The sequence below is a fragment of the Cumulibacter soli genome (genome assembly GCF_004382795.1).
Taxonomy (GTDB): Bacteria; Actinomycetota; Actinomycetes; order Mycobacteriales; family Antricoccaceae; genus Cumulibacter; species Cumulibacter soli.
In genome coordinates this window covers 434,007-451,818 of the sequence record NZ_SMSG01000003.1, presented here as the reverse complement: position 1 = coordinate 451,818, position 17,812 = coordinate 434,007, and the positions used below count along the sequence as shown (strand labels likewise).

Here is a 17,812-nt window from a genome sequence, read left to right as displayed (position 1 = left end):
TACCGATGACTGCTGCGCGAGGGCGCCGCTCCCTGTTGCCAATGTTCACGCCAAAACACGCGAATCGCTCGTCGCTGACCTGCCTGATGCGATGCGGGAATGCGTGTGACCATCAGCCGCCGAACAAGTCAGGCAACGATTACTTCGGCAATATCCTCACCTCGGCGCTGTCGCGCCGCAAGGTGCTGAAGGGCACGGCGGCGGCGGGCGCCGCAGGTGCCGGCACGATGTTGCTGAGCGCGTGCACATCGGATAACGACGACGAGCCCGGCACAGGTGAGAAAGCCGGCGCGGCCGACGGCCTACGGTTCCCACCGATCGCGCCTTCAGCGATCGACGAGGTCGTGATCCCGGACGGTTACGAGCAGAACGTGGTCATTCGATGGGGTGATCCGATCCTCGCCGACGCGCCGGAGTTCGACGCAGCGAATCAGACGGCTCAAGCCCAGCAGGGCCAGTTCGGGTACAACTGCGACTTCCTAGGGTTCTTCGAGCTCGAGGCCGGCACGCAATTGATGATGACGAATCACGAATACACCGACGAATACATCATGTTCCCCGATTACGACGCGCAGAATCCGACCGAGGAACAAGTCAAGATTGCCTGGGCAGCCCACGGGTTGTCGGTCGTCGCCGTCGAGGCACAAGAGAGCGGCGGTTCCGTCACCCCGATCGTCGGTCATGAGCTGAACCGCCGTTTTCACACGACCACCGAGTTCCAGCTCACCGGGCCCGCCGCAGGACATGACCTGGTGAAGACCTCCGCCGATCCGTCCGGCGAGATCGTGTTGGGCACCCTGAACAACTGCGCCGGCGGTCTGACCCCGTGGGGCACCTGGCTTACAGCGGAGGAAAACTTCAATCAGTATTTCGCGAACGCCGACAAGGTTACCGATAAAGCCGTCAAAGAGCGCCTAGAGCGCTACGGAGTCAGCGGCGAGGCCAGTGAGCGCCAGTGGGAGAAGTTCGACGACCGTTTCGACCTTACGAAAGAGCCGAATGAGGTCAATCGATTCGGGTGGATCGTGGAGATAGACCCATTCGATGGCTCATCGACGCCGAAGAAGCGCACCGCATTAGGCAGGTTCAAGCACGAGGCAGCAACGATCCGGGTTGCCGATGACGGTCGCGTGGTTGCGTATCTGGGCGATGATGAGGTGTTCGACTACTTTTACAAGTACGTGTCGAACGGAACAGTCGATACCTCCGACGGTGCCGCGGCGAAAGAGAATAACGACAAACTGCTCGACGATGGCACGCTCTATGTTGCGAAGTTTTCGGGCAACTCGCCGGAAGCAGAAATCAGCGGCGACGGCACACTTCCTTCAGACGACGCGTTCGACGGCACAGGTGAATGGATCAAATTGGCGTCCGGTGACGAGTCCTTCGTTGAGGGGATGACCGCCGAGGAGGTGTATCTGTTTACCCGTCTCGCCGGCGATAAGGTCGGCGCGACTCAGATGGACCGGCCAGAAGACGTCGAACCGCACCCAGAAACAGGGCACATCTATCTGGCGCTGACGAACAACAAGGATCGCGAGGTGGCCGAGGAGCCGAACCCCCGCACCAGCAACAAGGACGGTCACGTCCTTGAGGTCATCGAAGATGACGACGACCCCACCGGCGAATCCTTCGGATGGAATATCTTCCTGTTGTGCGGCGACCCTTCGGACGCGTCGACGTACTTCGCGGGCGCGGACAAAGAGAAGGTATCCCCCATCTCCTGTCCGGATAACCTGACGTTCGATGCACACGGCAACTTATGGATTTCAACAGACGGCAACACGCTCGGCGCGCACGACGGCTTGTACGGTGTCGCGCTGGAAGGCGACTACCGTGGTGAAGTCCGTCAGTTTCTCTCGGTCCCTGTGGGCGCGGAGACCTGTGGCCCCTGGGTGGCCAACGAGCGGGTATTCGTGTGTGTCCAGCACCCGGGCGAAACCGATGAGGCAACATTCGAGGCACCGAGTTCGCATTGGCCGGACGGCGGCGATAGCGTGCCCCGTCCATCGGTAGTCGGCGTCTGGCGTACCGGCGACGACATCGAGATTGGGATGGAGCAGACTGCCGCGGACGTCATCCAGGAACTCCCCGCGTAGGCACCCCGCGACCGACGGTGCGGCGATCCCTATGATCGCCGCACCGTCGACGTTCGACGTTCGACGTTCGACGTTCGACGGGAGTGTGCCCGACCGCTGCAGCATCCGCGCGCAACGCTGTAACCGATCGCGCCAGCCGCGGCCGCCTACAGCGCGATACCGAGCAGGGCGTCGATCGCCGTGCGCATACTCAAGCCCGCATCGGCGGAGTCCCCGGGCCCGGGCACTGTCTTGGCCCAGCGGCTGATCGCATCCACCGCACCGGCGGTATCAAGGTCATCGGCCAGTCGGTCACGGACGTGCACGAGCGTCGCAGTGATATCGGCGCCGCGGTCACGCGACACCGCCTCGCGCCATTCGACCAGCGTGCGTTCGGCCTCGCGAAGCAGCTCATCGGTCCACTCGCGGTCATCACGGAAATGGCCTTGCTGCAATAGGGCGAGCCGAATTGCCATCGGATCAACGCCGCCGGCGGTGAGGGTGGAAACCAGCACCAGATTGCCCAGCGACTTCGACATCTTCGTGCCGTCGTAACCGATCATGCCGGCCTGGCAGTAATGCCCCGCGAACGGGACGACGCCGGTCAGCGACTCGGCATGCGCAACCGACATCTCGTGGTGTGGGAACCGCAAGTCGCTCCCACCGCCCTGCACCGTGATCTGCTCACCGAGACGGGTCAGCGCGATGACCGCGCACTCGATATGCCACCCCGGTCGTCCGGCGCCCAGACTGCTGGGCCACGACGGATCACCGTCCCGCGCGCCCTTCCACAACAGCGGATCGAGGCGGTTGCGCTTTCCGGCGCGATCGGGGTCCCCGCCGCGCTCGGCGAAGAACTCCAACATTTGATTCTCGTCGTACCCGCTGACGTAACCGAACCGCTCGTCGGCCCTCACGTCGAAGTAGATGTCGCCGGTGCCGTCTTCAAGCCGGTACGCCGACCCATTGACCAGCAACTTCTCGATCGCCACCACCACATCATCGATCGTCTCCACGACGCCGAGATACTCCTGCGGCGGAATGATCCGTAGGGCTTCCATATCGGAGCGGAACAGGTCGGTTTCGCGCTCCGCCAGTTCTTGCCAGCCGATCCCGTCGCGGTGAGCGCGTTCGATCAGCGGATCATCGACGTCCGTCACGTTCTGTACGTAACGCACGTCGTGGCCCTGATCGCGCAGGACCCGCTGCACCATGTCGAAGGTCAAGTACGTGGCCGCGTGCCCGAGGTGAGTCGCGTCGTACGGCGTGATTCCGCAGACGTACATCGTCGCCGTACCGTCGGCGCGGACCTCGCGGACCGACTCGGTAGAACTGTCGAACAAACGCAACGGCGGTCCAGATCCAGCCACCGCGGGGACACACACATCAGGCCACGAACGCATGGATTTCAGGCTACCGTCAGCCCGAGAGATGTGCCCCAGCGGTAGTCGGAATCTCGCGACTAGCTGGCCACCGCGACGCCGCGGGCCTCGACGCCACCGGCGACCGAAATGCTCACGCCGGACACGTTGTCGTTGAATGCCGATGCGCTGTTTACCATGCATATCGGCATCATGTGCGGTGGGTTCTCAATCCACATGTCCATGAACTCTTCGTAGATCGGCGCGCGGTCCTCCGCGTCGACCGGGCCAGCCGCCTCGTAGGCCTTGTCCAGCATCTCCTGCGGGGTCTGCTCCCCCGGGTTATACAGCGCGCCTGGGATCAAGTACCGCACGATCGGGCCGTGCGGGTCTGGAATGCCGGTGTACGGGTTGATGTTTCCGTGCGCGGTCTTATCGACTGCGTACAGTTGCACGCCTTCGGCCGACGGCCCCGGCTTGATCGTCATGTTGACGCCGATCGCCTTGAAATTTTCCTGCAGGACTTCGGCAAGTTGTTGGTATTGGGTGATGTTGGTGGTGATCGCAGTCATCTCGACCGGTTCGGTGACGCCGGCTTCCTCCATTAACTTCTTGGCCTCTTCTGGGTCGTAGCCCCAGATGTCGCTACCGTCGCCAACTTTGTCGCTGTACGCGAAGCTGCTGGATGGCCAGGGCTGGATTTCCGGAGTGCAGAAGCCCTCGTAGAGACCTTCGGCGATCCCCTCTCGGTCGATCGCTAGGTTGACGGCTTTGCGGACCCGTGGGTCGTCGTACGGTTCAACCGCTTCGTTCAACATGAAGTAGACGAAGGTCGAAGTTGGAGCCGAGATCACATTGAGGTCGGAATTCTGCGCCGAATCGACGAAACTCGGATTCAGATACGCGCCGTCGAATTCTCCCGATTCCAGACCATTGAAACGAGTCTGATCGTCCTGCACACCGTAATAGGTCATCGTCGCGACATTCTGCGCCTCGGGATCCCAATAGTCGGGCGTCTTTTCGTAGGTCACGCGATCGCCGGGAATCGATTCAGTCACGGTGTAGGGGCCGATGCCAACCGGGATGTCGGAGATGGTGTCGGCCTTTGCAGCGGTAGGCGACACCATTATTCCGGGGCGGACGGCGAGTGCGGAGATAAGTGCGCCGAGCGCATTCTTTACCGTGATGTCGACGGTGTGCTCGTCGACCACCTCGACGGTTGAGATCTGCTCGACCTCGCCAGCGATGGTGCTGCCTTCTTCCAGCGCGCGGTCCAGGTTGAACTTAACGGCTTCGGCGTCGAACGGCGTCCCGTCCGTGAATGACACGTCTTCCTTGAGGTGCATGGTCAGCACCGTGCCGTCGTCGTTAGGTTCCCAGGACTCTGCCAGCATGGGCACGATGGTGCCGTCGTCTTCCATCCGCAACAGGCGATCGTAGACGGGATAGTAAAAGTTCAGGTCTCCACCGGTGATGCTTTGTACTGGGTCCCAATGCGTCACCGCCTGGCTCCACGCCCAGTCGAAATGGCCTTCCGGATCGTAGTCATCGGCGAGCGGAATCGCGTCCTCGACACCGTCAGGCGTGTTAGCGGGATCTTTCTCTTCCACGTCGCCGCATCCGGCAAGAAATAATGCCGCGGCGGTAGCGCCCGCGAGGGCTTGAACTCGTGTACGCATCTGTTGTCCAATCGATCGCTCGCTGGTTCATGATGCTTAGGGACCGTATCGAACAACTAATCGTTATGTAACAACGAATCCGACATCGGCGTATAACGAATTCGAACTTGTCCTCAGAACGGTGGGTACGGCACGGACGGCCAATCCGCAGACGGCAGCGGGTGGGTCCCGTCGCGCACCATCGATTCAATTCGCGCGCGGGTACGCCGCACCTCGGTGAGGGTGAGGTGCTCATGGAGCGTCTCACCGAGATCTGCGTCCAACGCATCGTGCAGTAGGTGCAGCACTTCGAGCGCCTCATCGGTCAGCGGTTCGCCAGCCCATTGCCACAGCAGCGTGCGGAGTTTGTCCTCTGCGCTGAAACTGACGCCGTGGTCGACTCCCCAAACTTCGCGCTCAGTGATTGGCGTGTCCGGCGCTGCCGGACGCACGATGATGTGTCCACCTTTACGGTCACTGTTGTTAATGACCGCGTCCAACACCGCCATTCGCCGCAACGAGTCGGGCGCGGAATTAATCAACTCGATCAGGTCGACATCTTCGTCGCCGTCCATCCATAGTTGCAGCATGCCCGTGCCGTACGGGGCGTCGTGCCGCAGCACGGTCGGCGGGATGATCCCCCAGCCGGTTTCCTCGGACACCGCGTACGCCGCGAGCTCCCGTCCAGCGAGAGTGCCGTCGGGAAAGTCCCACAGCGGCTGCTCGCCGCGAACGGGCTTATAGACCGCATGCGCTGTGCGATCGCCAAGGGTCACCGTGCACAACAGCGTCGCGTTGCTGGCTTCGACGATGCGGCCGAGAATCTCCAGCTCGCCCTCGCACAGCAGGGCTCGATCGTCGTCGTTCACGACAACGTGGCGCGGTGATACCCGTTCTGCCGCGGGCAGATGTGTCCGGCCGGATCGAGCGGGATACCGCACAGTGGACACGGCGTACGCCCGGCGTGGACTACCGCGTTGGCGCGCACGGCGAAGGCCCGAGCAGCTGCGGCGTCGATCGTCACCCGCAATACGTCCGGTGCGTCGTCGTCATCGGAGAAGATCTGATCCTCATCCAGCGACCCGGACTCCCCCGAGACCGCCTCGATCACGACGGCCTTGAGATCGTCGTCCCATGCCAGCCCGAGCGCGCTGACTCGGAACTCCTCGTCAACGGGCATCTCCAGCGGATCGAGGTCCTCCTGGGGCGACTCGATCGGCGGAACGGTCCCACGGCGTACTACCTCATCGACGATGTCCTCAAGTCGGTCGGCGAGTACCTGGACGTGTTCCTTTTCCAAGACGACGGACACCGTGCGGTTGGCATCGCTGGCCTGCAGGTAGAACGTGCGATCCCCGGGCTGTCCGACGGTGCCGGCGACGAACCGGCGCGGGTTGTTGAACTCGTAGACCTTGCGTGGCATAGGTGATTGACCTGCCGCCCTTTCACAGGTGGTGCTGGGACAATTCAATCTATCGCGCGCGTCGAGGGTGCGCCGAGCCCGACGGTCCGGCGCCGCCGCCGACCGCGGCATCACTGCCCGATGACGCCCCCGCAATATACGGCGCGAGGGTTCCCGAGGTGGAATTGGTGACCGCGACGAACGGTCGCTGCTCGGTATACCGAATCACCGTGATCGACGCTGGGTCGATCATGATTCGCTGAAACTGATCCAAGTGCAGACCCAGCGCATCGGCGACGATCGACTTGATGACATCCCCGTGACTGCAGGCCAGCCACACGCCGTCCGGACCGACCTTCGCATTGTGGCGACGAACAGCCCGGATCGCGCGCGCGGCCATATCGGTCATCGCCTCGCCGGTGCGGCCGGGGAAAGTCACCGCCGATGGGTGATTCTGTACCACCGGCCACAGCGGGTCTTTCGCCAGTTCGCTGAGCTTCTTGCCCGACCAACTGCCGTAGTCGGCCTCGATGAACCCGTCGTCCGTGACCACCTTTCGGCGACGAGTAGCGGCAACGGCGGCGATGGTTTCCTGGCACCGCTCCAATGGGCTACTGACCATCCGATCGAGCGCGATGTCGGCGATCCGTTCGGCGGCCTTGGCCGCTTGCTCGCGGCCGAGGTCATCCAGGTGCATGCCCGGTCGTCGGCCCGCCAGGATGCCCTTCGTATTCGCCGAGGAGCGCCCGTGGCGTAATAACAGCAGGGTCGTCATCGCAGGTCCAGCCAGGTTCGATTACCCGGCATCACGCGACACCAGATTTTTCCAGCGCCTCAATCAGCGCGCGCATCTGCCGGACCTTCTCCGGGAGGTCCTCGCCCGTGGGTGTGACGTTCAGGGTGTCCACACCCGCCTGCTGCAACGCGACAAGTCGGTCGGCTACCCGATCGACGGGTCCGATCAGCGAGGTGCGATCGACCAGTTCCAGCGGAATCGCGGCCTCAGCCTCGGCATAGTGCCGCCGCAGGTACAGGTCCTGGATCTGCTCAGCGGCCTCGGCGTAACCCAGGCGAACGACTGTGGCGTTGTAGAAGTTCTGTTCGCGGCTACCCATACCGCCGATGTACAACGCCTGGTGCGGACGGATCCGATTGGCCATGGCTTCCAGATCGTCACCGATAGCGACGCTCGATGACATGCCGATATCGAGATCGCTCAGCGCGCGTCCGGCCTTCGCCGCTCCGGCAGCGATACGTTCGAGTACCGGATCGAGTGCGTCGTACGCCGAGAACACGCCGAGCCAGCCGTCCGCGATCTCCCCAGTGAGTTCGAGGTTCTTCGGGCCGACCGACGCCAGATAGATCGGCACGTCCTCGCGCAGCGGCGGGGTCACCAACATCAGCGCCTTGCCAGGGCCATCGGGAATCGGCAACTGGAAGTGTTCGCCGTCGTACCGCACGCGTTCGCGTCGCAGCGCCATCCGGACGATGTCGATGTACTCACGGGTGCGCCCGAGCGGCTTCGCGTAGCCGACGCCGTGCCATCCTTCGGAGACCTGCGGTCCGGACACGCCCAGCCCGAGGCGGAATCGCCCGTCCGAGAGGGAATCGAGCCCGGCTGCGGTCATCGCGGTCATCGTCGGCGTACGGCCCGGGATTTGCATTACGGCCGAGCCGATGTCGATCCGCTCGGTTTTGGCTGCGACGTACGCCAGGGTCGATACGACGTCGTTCCCGTACGCCTCGGCAGCCCACACGACATCGAACCCGAGCTTGTCTGCCTCAATTGCCAACTCGATGTTTGAGCGGTCGTTGTGCCGGTTCCAGTAACCGAGATTCAGTCCGAGTTTCATTCGTCCTCCAGTGTTTCAGCGAGCCTCGGCTATACCAGGGCGCCAAGCGGGTATTTTGCTCCTCGTGGAGCAGCGTGTTGTAGGTAGAAGCGGTTTGGTCGTGTCCCGACTCGGTCTCGGCACGATGACATGGGGTCGGGACACCGACCGCGACGAGGCGACCGCTTGCTTGCTCGCGTACGTCGAGGCCGGTGGCAACTTTATCGACACTGCCGATGTCTATGTCGACGGCGAGAGCGAAAAGGTCGTCGGCCGCCTGCTACGGACCGTCGTACGGCGCGATCAGATGGTGCTGGCGACGAAGGCAGTCGGGCGCACCGGACCGGGTCCACTAGGCCGCGGCGCCTCGCGCGGACATCTGTTGTCGGCGCTCGATGCATCGCTGAAACGGCTGGGCACCGATTACCTCGACCTGTGGCAATTGCACGCGTGGGATCCGCTGGTACCGCTGGAGGAGACACTCGCGGCGCTGGATACCGCAGTTCGTTCCGGACGCGTGCGGTACGTCGGCGTGTCCAATTACGCCGGATGGCAACTAACCCGCGCCGCGACTATTCAGGCCCTGAAGAAGTCCGAGGCTCCGGTGGTGACCAGCCAAGTCGAGTACTCATTACTCGAGCGAGGTGTGGAGCGCGAGGTGATCCCGGCAGCTAGGGCGCTCGGCGTCGGCACCATCGCGTGGTCGCCGCTAGGGCGCGGCGTGCTCACCGGTAAGTATCGGCACGGAACTCCATCGGACTCACGAGCCGCTTCCCCGCACCTCGGTGAATTCGTACGTCGCTATCTGGGTCCGGGGCCGAACAGCATCGTGGAGGCAGTGGCGACTGCGGCCGATGGCCTCGGGGTCTCACCATTGGCCGTGGCGTTGGCGTGGGTGCGCGATCGACCGGGTGTGACGTCGGCAATTCTCGGCGCACGCACCGCCGGTCAGTTACAAGCGTCGCTGTCTATTGACGACCTGACCTTGCCGAACGAGATTCACCAGGTGCTCGATGAAGTATCGGCCCCCATCCTCGGATACCCGGAGCGCCGTCGCTAGTGGCTGAGTTCCGCCGGGTCCAGTGGCCCGAGGATGCGGACCCGACGTTCGCGGCATTTTGCGATGCAGGCCTGTGGCCGGGTCTGGGCATTACCACGGCCGCGGCGCTGCCGAAGGCCGGAATCGTCCGCGCCGATTTGGTCACCGAGGAGGCGCTACTGCGCATCCCTAAAGTGAAATCACAACGCGCGAACAGGCTGCTGTCGGCCTGGCTCGGTGCCCAACCGGTGTACGACGTGGTCCGCCTGCTGGTGCCGGCCGGTATCAGTGCTCGCGTGGCGTCGGCGATCATCGAGGAGGTCGGCGACGATTGTGTGCGGCTGATCGAACACGATCCGTGGCGGATCGTGGGCGTCCGCGGCATCGATGTGGCGGCCGCCGACATCGTCGCGAGGAACGTGCTCGGCTCACTCGATCGGCAGGACCCGCGCCGTGGACGAGCCGTGGTGATAGAGGCGCTGCGGGCAGACGCGATCGAGGGACACACCGAGACCGAGGTGCACGACGTTCTGGACGCGGTCCGCGCCGCCGGCATCGCGGACGTCACCGGCGCGGTGGAACGGGCGATATCCGACGACCTGGCTGTACGTCGTACGGACGACCTGCTCGCGCTCAAGGAGTACGCCGATTCCGAGGACTCCATCGCCGCTGACGTTGCGCGGTTACAGGCCGGCGCCAAGAAATGGGGGAACAAGAACTCGCTGCGTGATGCGGTCGAGGGACTCGACCAGAAACAGGCCGACGCGGTGGCGCTCGTCATGCGTGAGGGCGTCAGCGTGCTGACCGGTGGCCCGGGAACGGGTAAGTCACGTACGGTCCGTTCGATCGTCCAACTCGCGCTGGTCCATGAGAAAGAAGTCGCGCTCGCCGCCCCCACCGGTCGGGCCGCCAAACGCCTGGGCGAGCTAGCCGGCAGCGAAGGCATGACCGTGCACCGGCTGTTGGGGGCTCAAGGACGCGATGGCGGGTTCACCCACGATTGGGAAGACCCGATCTCGGCGGACATCGTGGTCATCGACGAATCGTCGATGCTCGACGTCGTGCTGGCCGCAGCGCTACTGGATGCCATCGCCGATGGCGCGCACCTGCTGATCGTCGGCGACGTGGCGCAGCTGCCGTCGATCGGTCCCGGGCGCGTGCTCGCCGACCTTATCGATGCCCGAACGATCCCGATCACTGAGTTGACCACCCTGTATCGGCACACCGAGGGCGGTCAGATCGCCCTGTTAGCGGCACAGGTGCGCGAGGGCGAGCTACCGCCGGTAGATGACCCGACCCGTGAGGTCGTCGTGGTCGGTGCGCGCGGCTCGGCCGAAGCGGCGCACCGGACCACGCAGCTGGTGACCGATTCGATTCCACGAGTCTTTGGGCTCGCTACCGAGGAGATTCAGGTAGTCACGCCGGTGCACCGCGGACCGGCCGGCACCCGGGAGTTGAACCTGGCGTTGAAGAAGCGGTTGAACCCCGGTCCGGGTGCGGTGTCCGGATTCGATCTCGGCGACCGGGTCGTGGCCACCGCGAACCATCTAGACGCCTCGCCGTTCGGGTATGCAAACGGCGAGGTGGGCACGGTCGTGGGCCTGGGCGATAAAACACTGACCGTTGAGTTCTCCTCTGGAACGGCAGAGATATCCGGAAAGGCGCTCGGCGATCTGCTGCACGGATGGGCGATCACCGTGCATCGGGCGCAGGGCTCAGAGTGGCCGGCCGTCGTGGCCGTGATACCGCCGGAGTCGGGGCGGTTGCTGGTCCGCGCGCTCGTCTACACCGCATTCACCCGCGCACAGCGCCACCTATCGATTGTGCACGGTTCCGGACCAGCACTGGCGTACGCCGTACGGCAGAAAGCGGCCCGCGTGCGTCGCACGTCCCTGGTGCCGCGGCTGAAGGGTCGCGCCGCATCCCGGTAGTTGGTAATCGCGGTGAAGGTGCTGACCACCGCATAGCATGCGGTCACGCGACGGCGGGTCAGCGTTGTCACGGATCCGATTGCTTCTAGACTGCCAGGATGCACCAGCCGATTGCGTACGAGGATCAGTGGGAGTACGCGCCAATTCGGATCCCAGCCGGGACGGGCGTGAAGCACGCCGCGCAGATGCTCGCCGCGCAGGCCGGGGTTGGCGGCTGGGAGTTGGCTCGCCTACTGAAGTACGCCGACGGCACCCGCAAGGTCGTCATGCGTCGCCGCCGACGCCACGAGCACCTGCCCCGCCCTATCCTCTGAGCTCCGCTACGCAGACAGCGACCGAGGGACGCCGATATCAGTGATCGCTCACTGATCCGGGCGTCCCTCGTCGTCCTACTCCCTCGGCCTCGTTCGACACCCTCGCTTCGTCGACAACCGACTGAATGATTCCGTGCCAGGCCCGTCGGCGGACGGTTGTCGGGACATGCATGGGGTGGCCGACGAGCGGGCTGCGGGTTAGTCGGGGATGACGACTACCTTGCCGGTGGTCTTGCGGCCGCCGAGATCGATCAGCGCCTCAATGACCTGCGACATCTTGTAGACCTTCGACACGTACGGCTTGATCTTGCCGTCGGCGTACAACTGGGTGAGCGCGGCATCGGCCTGTCCGATGGCTTCAGGACGCATCTGGCGGTAGTAACCCCAGTGCACCCCGACGACGCTGTAATTCTTGATCAGCACGTGGTTGGTCGCGGCCTGCGCGAATCGGCCCGAGGTGAACCCGATGATGAGGATGCGGCCTTCGAACGCAATGCACTTGGTCGACTTGTCGTAAATGTCGCCGCCCACCGGGTCATAGATGATGTCGGCACCGCGGCCGTCAGTCGCATCCTTGACTATCTGCACGAAGTCCTCGGTCAAGTAGTCGACTGCGATGTCGGCACCGAGCTCGGTGAGGATCCGCTTCTTCTCCGGGCCGCCGGCCGTCGCGATGACCGTTGCTCCAGCCGCCTTGGCGATCTGAATTGCCGAGGAACCCACGCCGCCGGCACCCGCGTGAACCAGCACGACCTCCCCCGCTTTGATGTTGCCGCGGATGTGCAGTGAGGCCCAGGAGGTCTGGTACGTCACTACGTAGCCCGCGGCCTCCTCGGCCGGCATCCCCGCTGGCACGGCAAAGATTCCATCGGCCTTCATCAATGCGTATTCGGCGTAGCCGCCGCCCGCGCCCGCATCGCTGAACGGTCCACCGCACACGCGGTCCCCAACCTTCCAGCGGGTGACGTCCTCACCGACCTCGACGATCTCGCCGCAGATCTCGACACCCGGGGTGAACGGCAGCGTAGGCGTCTGTTGGTACTTGCCCTGGCACAGCAGGATGTCCGGGAAGTTCAGCGCCGCGGCGAGCACCTTCACCTTGACCAGGCCTGGCCGTGTCTGCAGGTCCGGAGTGTCCTTCCATTCCAGGACGTCCTGTGGATCGCCGTTCTTCTCGACCAACCAGGCCTTCATCGATGTGCCTCCTCGGCATTGTGGTGTCTGCGGGTGATGGTTTAGAGACTCAGCAGGAATCGGTTCAGTACGCGCGTGCCGAACAGCAATGCGTCGACCGGGACACGCTCATCGATGCCGTGGAACAGTGCGGCGAAATCGAGGTCTGGTGGCAGTCGCAGCGGCGAGAAGCCGTAGCACTGCATGCCCAACTCGGAAAACGCCTTCGCATCAGTGCCACCGGACATCAGATAAGGCAGCGTGTGGCTGCCGGCGTCCTCTTCACGCAACGCGGCGGTCATCGCTTCGACGATCGGTACATCGAACGAGGTCTCGAGCGCTTTATCGTGCACGATCCATTCGCGGGTGACGTCGGGACCCAGCAGTTCGTCGATCTGCCGCTCGAACTCGGCCTCCTGGCCGGGGATGATCCGGCAGTCCAACGTTGCCGTGGCAGTGCTGGGAATGACGTTCGCCTTGTAGCCGGCTTGCAAACCGGTTGGATTCGCGGTGTTGCGCAGCGTAGCGCCTACGATCTTGCCCAGGCCCCCGAGCTTGTCGATCAACACCTCGGTATCGACATTCGTCAGGTCGGTATCCATGATCTCGCCGAGTCCGCCGACGAACTGGCGCAACGTGTCAGTCCACACCACCGGAAACTCATGCGCAGCGACACGCGCTACCGCTGCAGCGAGCTTCGTCACCGCGTTGTCACGGTGCACCATGGACCCGTGACCGGGGGCGCCAGTCGCGGTGATCTTCATCCAGGCCAGGCTCTTCTCGCCGGTCATGATTGGGTACACGTGAGTGGCGTCGTCGACGGTGAAGGAAAATCCGCCAACCTCACCAACCGCCTCGGTGCAGCCGTCGAATAACTCGGGGTGATGTTCGACGAGCCAATGCGCGCCGTGTACGCCGCCATGTTCTTCATCAGCGACGAACAGAAAGACCATCGGGCGATCCGGCTGTTCACCCGACCTCTTCCAGTGACGTAGGACCGCGATCATCATCGCGACCATGTCCTTCATGTCGACCGCTCCGCGGCCCCAGATAAATCCGTCCTTGACGACGCCACCGAACGGATCAACGGACCATTCCTCGGCGATCGCCGGTACGACGTCCAGGTGCCCGTGAACGAGTAGCGCGGGTTTGCTCGGGTCGCGCCCGGGTACATTCACGATCACGCTGGCGCGACGTTCTATGGACTCGAGCAAGGTAGTTTCGTAGCCGACCTCGGAAAGTACCTTTACGACCCACTCGGCTGCCTCCCGCTCGCCGACGATGGTCGCGGGGTCACCGGTGTTAGTCGTGTCGATAGTGATGAGCTCCGAGCAAAGGTCCACTACCTCGGAGAAATCGGGCTGGGTTGAGGGTGTCGAAGTCACACCCCATTCATACCTCACCGTTGGGTGCATCACAGCGGGTGGAGACCCCAGTCACGACGCACCCGATTCGAACGCCTGGTGATCTATTCTTTAATCCATACGGCATGTGCGCAGTACATGACGCGCGGGACGACTCCCCCGCCGTCAACGGATGGTGAGCGCTCAGCCTGGCATCGCAAGCAACCGCTTGCTGGTGTACGCGAGCGCAGATCGCACTGCGTCAGATTCTCTCCCGCCGACGATCGAGTTGGTAGTCGCCGCCCTTGTGGGCTCGCGGCGGGTTTTGCGGTGCGCCCATCTGCCTCACAGCAACGTGAGGAACTTTCACGATGGTAAAGAACTTCTCCGGTAACCCCGGAAAACAGAACCGCACAACAGGTGCGCGCAAGTCCGAATTTTCCGCGGGCGGACGTAAGCCGCGCCACGGTCAGGTCAATCGCGCCGAACGACGCGCTGAGCGCTATGCCGGGCAGGATCGCCCGCGCCGCTATGAGCGCGATCATGCGAACGAGTCGCGTGCGGACCGCTTCGAACGCGGCGACGCTCGAGGCGATCGAGGGCGATTCAATCGCGCAGAGCGCTCCGACGGGGCCGATAACTCGCGCCATGCGCAGAACTACTCCCGTGATGATCGCCGTGGCGGACGTCCCGAGCGGTTCGGGACTCGCCCAGAACGCAATAGCGGTCGGTACGAACGGTCGGAGCGCTTCGACTCGCGCGGTGGTCGTTCGGATCGCTTTGAGCACGGCGATCGCAGCGGCCACTCTGATCGCTCCGATCGTTTTCCGCGATCGGAGCGCGGTGGGCGTTTCGAGCGCGACAACGACCGCTTCGAGCGCCCGAATCGGCGTCCGGCTGGAGCCGATACTCGGTACGACCGTCGGGATGCGCGTTCAGGCCATCGCCACACCGATGGCGGACAGTTCGATCGTGGCGATCGCGGTGGGCGTTTCGAGCGCCGCGACGATGCCCGCTACAGCGATCGGCCTCGTCGCCGGTTCGATGACCGCGGCAGCGCGCCGAACCATGGTCACCACGTCGCTGGTCACGCCGACCACCGTCGCCAGGATCGGGATGATCGCGCGCGCAGCAACTACTTCAGCCGCGCCGACGAAGAGGCCGCTCTCGAGGGCAACTTCGACGAGTTGGTCCCGGTCGAGACGAAAGCCGCCGTGGACGTCGACGAGGCTAACGGTTTCGCCGCGATGGGGATCCCTGCACCGCTGGTCGCCGCACTCGCCGAACGAGGGATCGGTGCTCCGTTCGCGATCCAGGTCGAGGCGATCCCGTCGGCGCTTGGCGGAGCGGACGTATTGGCTCGGGCCGCCACCGGATCGGGCAAGACGCTGGCGTTCGGCCTACCGACCCTCACTCGGCTCACCGGCGGCACGCGCGAACCTAAGCGTCCTCGCGCGCTCGTCCTCACGCCCACGCGTGAACTAGCGATGCAGGTCGTCGACGCGCTGGCTCCGCTGGGTAAGGCTCTGGACCTGCGCACGCTGTTGGTCGCCGGTGGGATGCCGTACAAGAAGCAACTTGATTCCCTCGATCGCGGTATTGATCTGCTCATCGCGACGCCGGGCCGCTTGATCGACCTGATCGAGCGCGGTGCCGCGGACCTCTCCGGCATCGAAATGAGCGTGCTGGACGAGGCCGATCAGATGTGCGATATGGGGTTCGCCCCCGAGGTGCGTCGGATCCTCGAAGAGACACCCGCCGACAGCCAGCGGATGCTGTTCTCGGCCACCCTCGATGGTGACGTCGACGTACTCGTCAAGCGCTTCTTGACCGATCCCGTTCTGCACTCCACGGCGGACGTCGGCGCCTCAGTCGAGTCGATGGAACACCACCTATTCGTCGTCCACCCCGCCCGTAAGGCCGCAGTCGCTGCTGAATTGGCTTCGCGGCCAGGTCGCTCGATCGTGTTCGTACGGACGAAGTTGGGCGCGGACCGCGTTGCTGAAAAGATGCGCGAGGTCGGCGTGAACGCTCTGGCGATCCACGGTGGGTTGAGTCAGGGCCAGCGCACCCGTGCGCTCAACGCGTTCCGCGGCAACCACGTCCCGGTGCTCGTCGCGACCGACGTCGCCGCCCGTGGCATCCATATCGACGACGTCGAGCTTGTTATCCAGGCTGATCCGCCACAGGAGCACAAGACCTACCTGCACCGTGCCGGTCGCACTGCGCGTGCCGGCGAGGATGGCACCGTCGTCATGTTGGCCATGCCGCGCGAGCGTCGCGGCGCCGAACGGCTCATCGGTCGCGCCGGGGTCGAGCTGCGCGGCGTGTACGTCGAGCCAGGTGACTCGGCTATCACTGACATCACCGGCGGCGCGCAGCCGTCCGGCGAGCCGGTCGAGGAGTACCGTCCGCCGGTGAAGGCGCGTCCGGCGCGCGGCCCACGTCAGGGTGGCGGCTACCGCGGTCGCTCGGGCGGGTTCCGCGGCGACCGACGCGGCGGTGATCGCCGTTCGTTCGGAGACCGCCGACATGATGGCGGGGACCGTCGCGGTGGTGGTTACCGACGCGATAGCCGCGATTCGCGAGGACGCCGTCCGGACCGTCACGAGGCGTAAATCGGCCCCTTTCCTGCCGGTCGCGACCGCTGCTCGTGTGGTCGCGACCGGACGGAGGAAATAGGGGTACCCGCGCGGCAGAGGCGTTACCAGTGCTGTAACATTCTCTGCGCACCTTGTCCAGGTGGCGGAATGGCAGACGCGCTAGCTTGAGGTGCTAGTGTCCTTTATCGGACGTGGGGGTTCAAGTCCCCCTCTGGACACCAAAACGTAGGATGACCTGCATAAACATGACGAAACCCCGGCCCGGTTGGCCGGGGTTTCGTCGGTACCGCGCCTCACGTACGGCGGGACGTACAACGCAATCCCGCCGGCAGATCAGCGGCGGAAACTGCTGATGCTGCGCAGCAGTTACCCATCGTGCGAGTCCAATCGTGCTCAGCGCTGGCTGCGGCTGAACGGCAGCGACTCCTGCTGAATCAACAAGGTCGGGACGCCGGTGCGGCGATCGCGGATGGTGCACACCTGGGTGCCGGGCTTGCGGCCATCGCGTATCTCGCTGATCTCGATCCCAGCGGCCTTCAGCCGCTGAGCGGTGGCGTTGAGGTCGGCAACGCGCCACGTCACGCCGTAGAGCTGGTCGCCACCGGTGTGCTGCTCATCGCCGATGGGTTGCACGATCTCCAGGATGTCCTCGCCGCAGCGGAAGAACAGCATGTGCATCCCCCACTGCGGTGCGTGTCGTTCCAGCCGCAGTTCGATGCCCAAGCGCCCGCCGTAGTTAGCGATCGCGCGTTCTGCGTCGGCGGTACGCAACACCACGTGATCGAGTTCGACCTCCGGGTTGGGTACGGGAATAGGCGTTGAATCGGTGAGCCCGAAGCTGAGGCCGTTCACGACGAATCCTTCGTCGTCCAACTCAATCCCCCGTCGCCGGATCCGTTCGGCGGTCTTCGCCGGGTTCGCGGTGGCAAATACGGCTCGCGTCGTTTCAGCGGCCACCACCCTCAGGTTCCCGGCGGTGTGAGCGGGACCGAGCAAAATGTCGTACAGCGACTCGTCCGCTCCGGCGATGTCAATGCGGGCGATTCGATCGATCATGTCGGTGGGTCCTCTGCGTCGT

Annotated in this window: 14 protein-coding genes and 1 tRNA gene; 6 read left to right on the top strand and 9 right to left on the bottom strand. The window is 64.1% G+C overall.

The window, feature by feature from the left end; genetic code table 11:
* Positions 1 to 5 precede the first annotated feature (5 nt).
* The gene (locus tag E1H16_RS08875) at positions 6 to 2,099 is read left to right on the top strand and encodes a PhoX family protein (RefSeq protein WP_134323327.1); all 2,094 of its coding nucleotides are present in this window, start codon (positions 6 to 8) and stop codon (positions 2,097 to 2,099) included.
* Positions 2,100 to 2,245: 146 nt separating this feature from the next.
* On the opposite strand, the gene mshC is transcribed toward E1H16_RS08875, so the two are convergent.
* From mshC to E1H16_RS08845, 6 genes are all read right to left on the bottom strand, one after another.
* On the bottom strand, positions 2,246 to 3,481 hold the full coding sequence (gene mshC, locus E1H16_RS08870; protein ID WP_134323326.1) for a cysteine--1-D-myo-inosityl 2-amino-2-deoxy-alpha-D-glucopyranoside ligase: 1,236 nt from the start codon (positions 3,479 to 3,481) through the stop codon (positions 2,246 to 2,248).
* A gap of 59 nt (positions 3,482 to 3,540) precedes the next feature.
* Positions 3,541 to 5,118: an ABC transporter substrate-binding protein gene (locus E1H16_RS08865; protein ID WP_134323325.1), complete on the bottom strand. Its 1,578-nt coding sequence runs from the start codon at positions 5,116 to 5,118 to the stop codon at positions 3,541 to 3,543.
* 113 nt (positions 5,119 to 5,231) lie between these two features.
* Positions 5,232 to 5,966 (bottom strand): SCO1664 family protein, encoded by a 735-nt coding sequence (locus E1H16_RS08860; protein WP_243837799.1) that lies wholly within the window; start codon positions 5,964 to 5,966, stop codon positions 5,232 to 5,234.
* Positions 5,963 to 6,520 (bottom strand): DUF3090 family protein, encoded by a 558-nt coding sequence (locus E1H16_RS08855; protein WP_134323324.1) that lies wholly within the window; start codon positions 6,518 to 6,520, stop codon positions 5,963 to 5,965. The genes E1H16_RS08860 and E1H16_RS08855 overlap by 4 nt, the downstream gene beginning before the upstream one ends.
* Before the next feature lie 49 nt (positions 6,521 to 6,569).
* A complete protein-coding gene (locus E1H16_RS08850) occupies positions 6,570 to 7,274 on the bottom strand; it encodes an MSMEG_4193 family putative phosphomutase (protein WP_134323323.1) in 705 nt (234 codons plus the stop codon).
* A gap of 31 nt (positions 7,275 to 7,305) precedes the next feature.
* Positions 7,306 to 8,352 carry an LLM class F420-dependent oxidoreductase gene (locus E1H16_RS08845; protein WP_134323322.1) on the bottom strand — a complete coding sequence of 349 codons (1,047 nt, stop codon included), beginning with the start codon at positions 8,350 to 8,352 and terminating at the stop codon, positions 7,306 to 7,308.
* Between the two features lie 100 nt (positions 8,353 to 8,452).
* Between E1H16_RS08845 and E1H16_RS08840 the strand changes: the two genes are divergently transcribed.
* From E1H16_RS08840 to E1H16_RS08830, 3 genes are all read left to right on the top strand, one after another.
* Positions 8,453 to 9,391: an aldo/keto reductase gene (locus E1H16_RS08840; protein ID WP_243837798.1), complete on the top strand. Its 939-nt coding sequence runs from the start codon at positions 8,453 to 8,455 to the stop codon at positions 9,389 to 9,391.
* Positions 9,391 to 11,301 (top strand): AAA family ATPase, encoded by a 1,911-nt coding sequence (locus E1H16_RS08835; protein ID WP_134323320.1) that lies wholly within the window; start codon positions 9,391 to 9,393, stop codon positions 11,299 to 11,301. Before E1H16_RS08840 ends, E1H16_RS08835 begins: the two co-directional genes overlap by 1 nt.
* A gap of 98 nt (positions 11,302 to 11,399) precedes the next feature.
* A complete protein-coding gene (locus E1H16_RS08830) occupies positions 11,400 to 11,615 on the top strand; it encodes a DUF5703 family protein (protein WP_134323319.1) in 216 nt (71 codons plus the stop codon).
* A 198-nt stretch (positions 11,616 to 11,813) separates the two neighbouring features.
* Here the strand turns inward: E1H16_RS08830 and E1H16_RS08825 are convergent, their stop codons facing one another.
* Both E1H16_RS08825 and E1H16_RS08820 read right to left on the bottom strand, forming a co-directional pair.
* Positions 11,814 to 12,809: an NADPH:quinone oxidoreductase family protein gene (locus E1H16_RS08825; protein ID WP_134323318.1), complete on the bottom strand. Its 996-nt coding sequence runs from the start codon at positions 12,807 to 12,809 to the stop codon at positions 11,814 to 11,816.
* A 41-nt stretch (positions 12,810 to 12,850) separates the two neighbouring features.
* Positions 12,851 to 14,173 (bottom strand): M20/M25/M40 family metallo-hydrolase, encoded by a 1,323-nt coding sequence (locus E1H16_RS08820; RefSeq protein WP_134323317.1) that lies wholly within the window; start codon positions 14,171 to 14,173, stop codon positions 12,851 to 12,853.
* A gap of 329 nt (positions 14,174 to 14,502) precedes the next feature.
* On the opposite strand from E1H16_RS08820, the gene E1H16_RS08815 reads away from it, so the two are divergent.
* Positions 14,503 to 16,749 carry a DEAD/DEAH box helicase gene (locus E1H16_RS08815; protein ID WP_134323316.1) on the top strand — a complete coding sequence of 749 codons (2,247 nt, stop codon included), beginning with the start codon at positions 14,503 to 14,505 and terminating at the stop codon, positions 16,747 to 16,749.
* A 118-nt stretch (positions 16,750 to 16,867) separates the two neighbouring features.
* Positions 16,868 to 16,955, top strand: a tRNA-Leu gene (locus E1H16_RS08810).
* Positions 16,956 to 17,127: 172 nt separating this feature from the next.
* On the opposite strand, the gene E1H16_RS08805 is transcribed toward E1H16_RS08810, so the two are convergent.
* Positions 17,128 to 17,790: a VOC family protein gene (locus E1H16_RS08805; RefSeq protein WP_134323315.1), complete on the bottom strand. Its 663-nt coding sequence runs from the start codon at positions 17,788 to 17,790 to the stop codon at positions 17,128 to 17,130.
* Between the last annotated feature and the right edge of the window lie 22 nt (positions 17,791 to 17,812).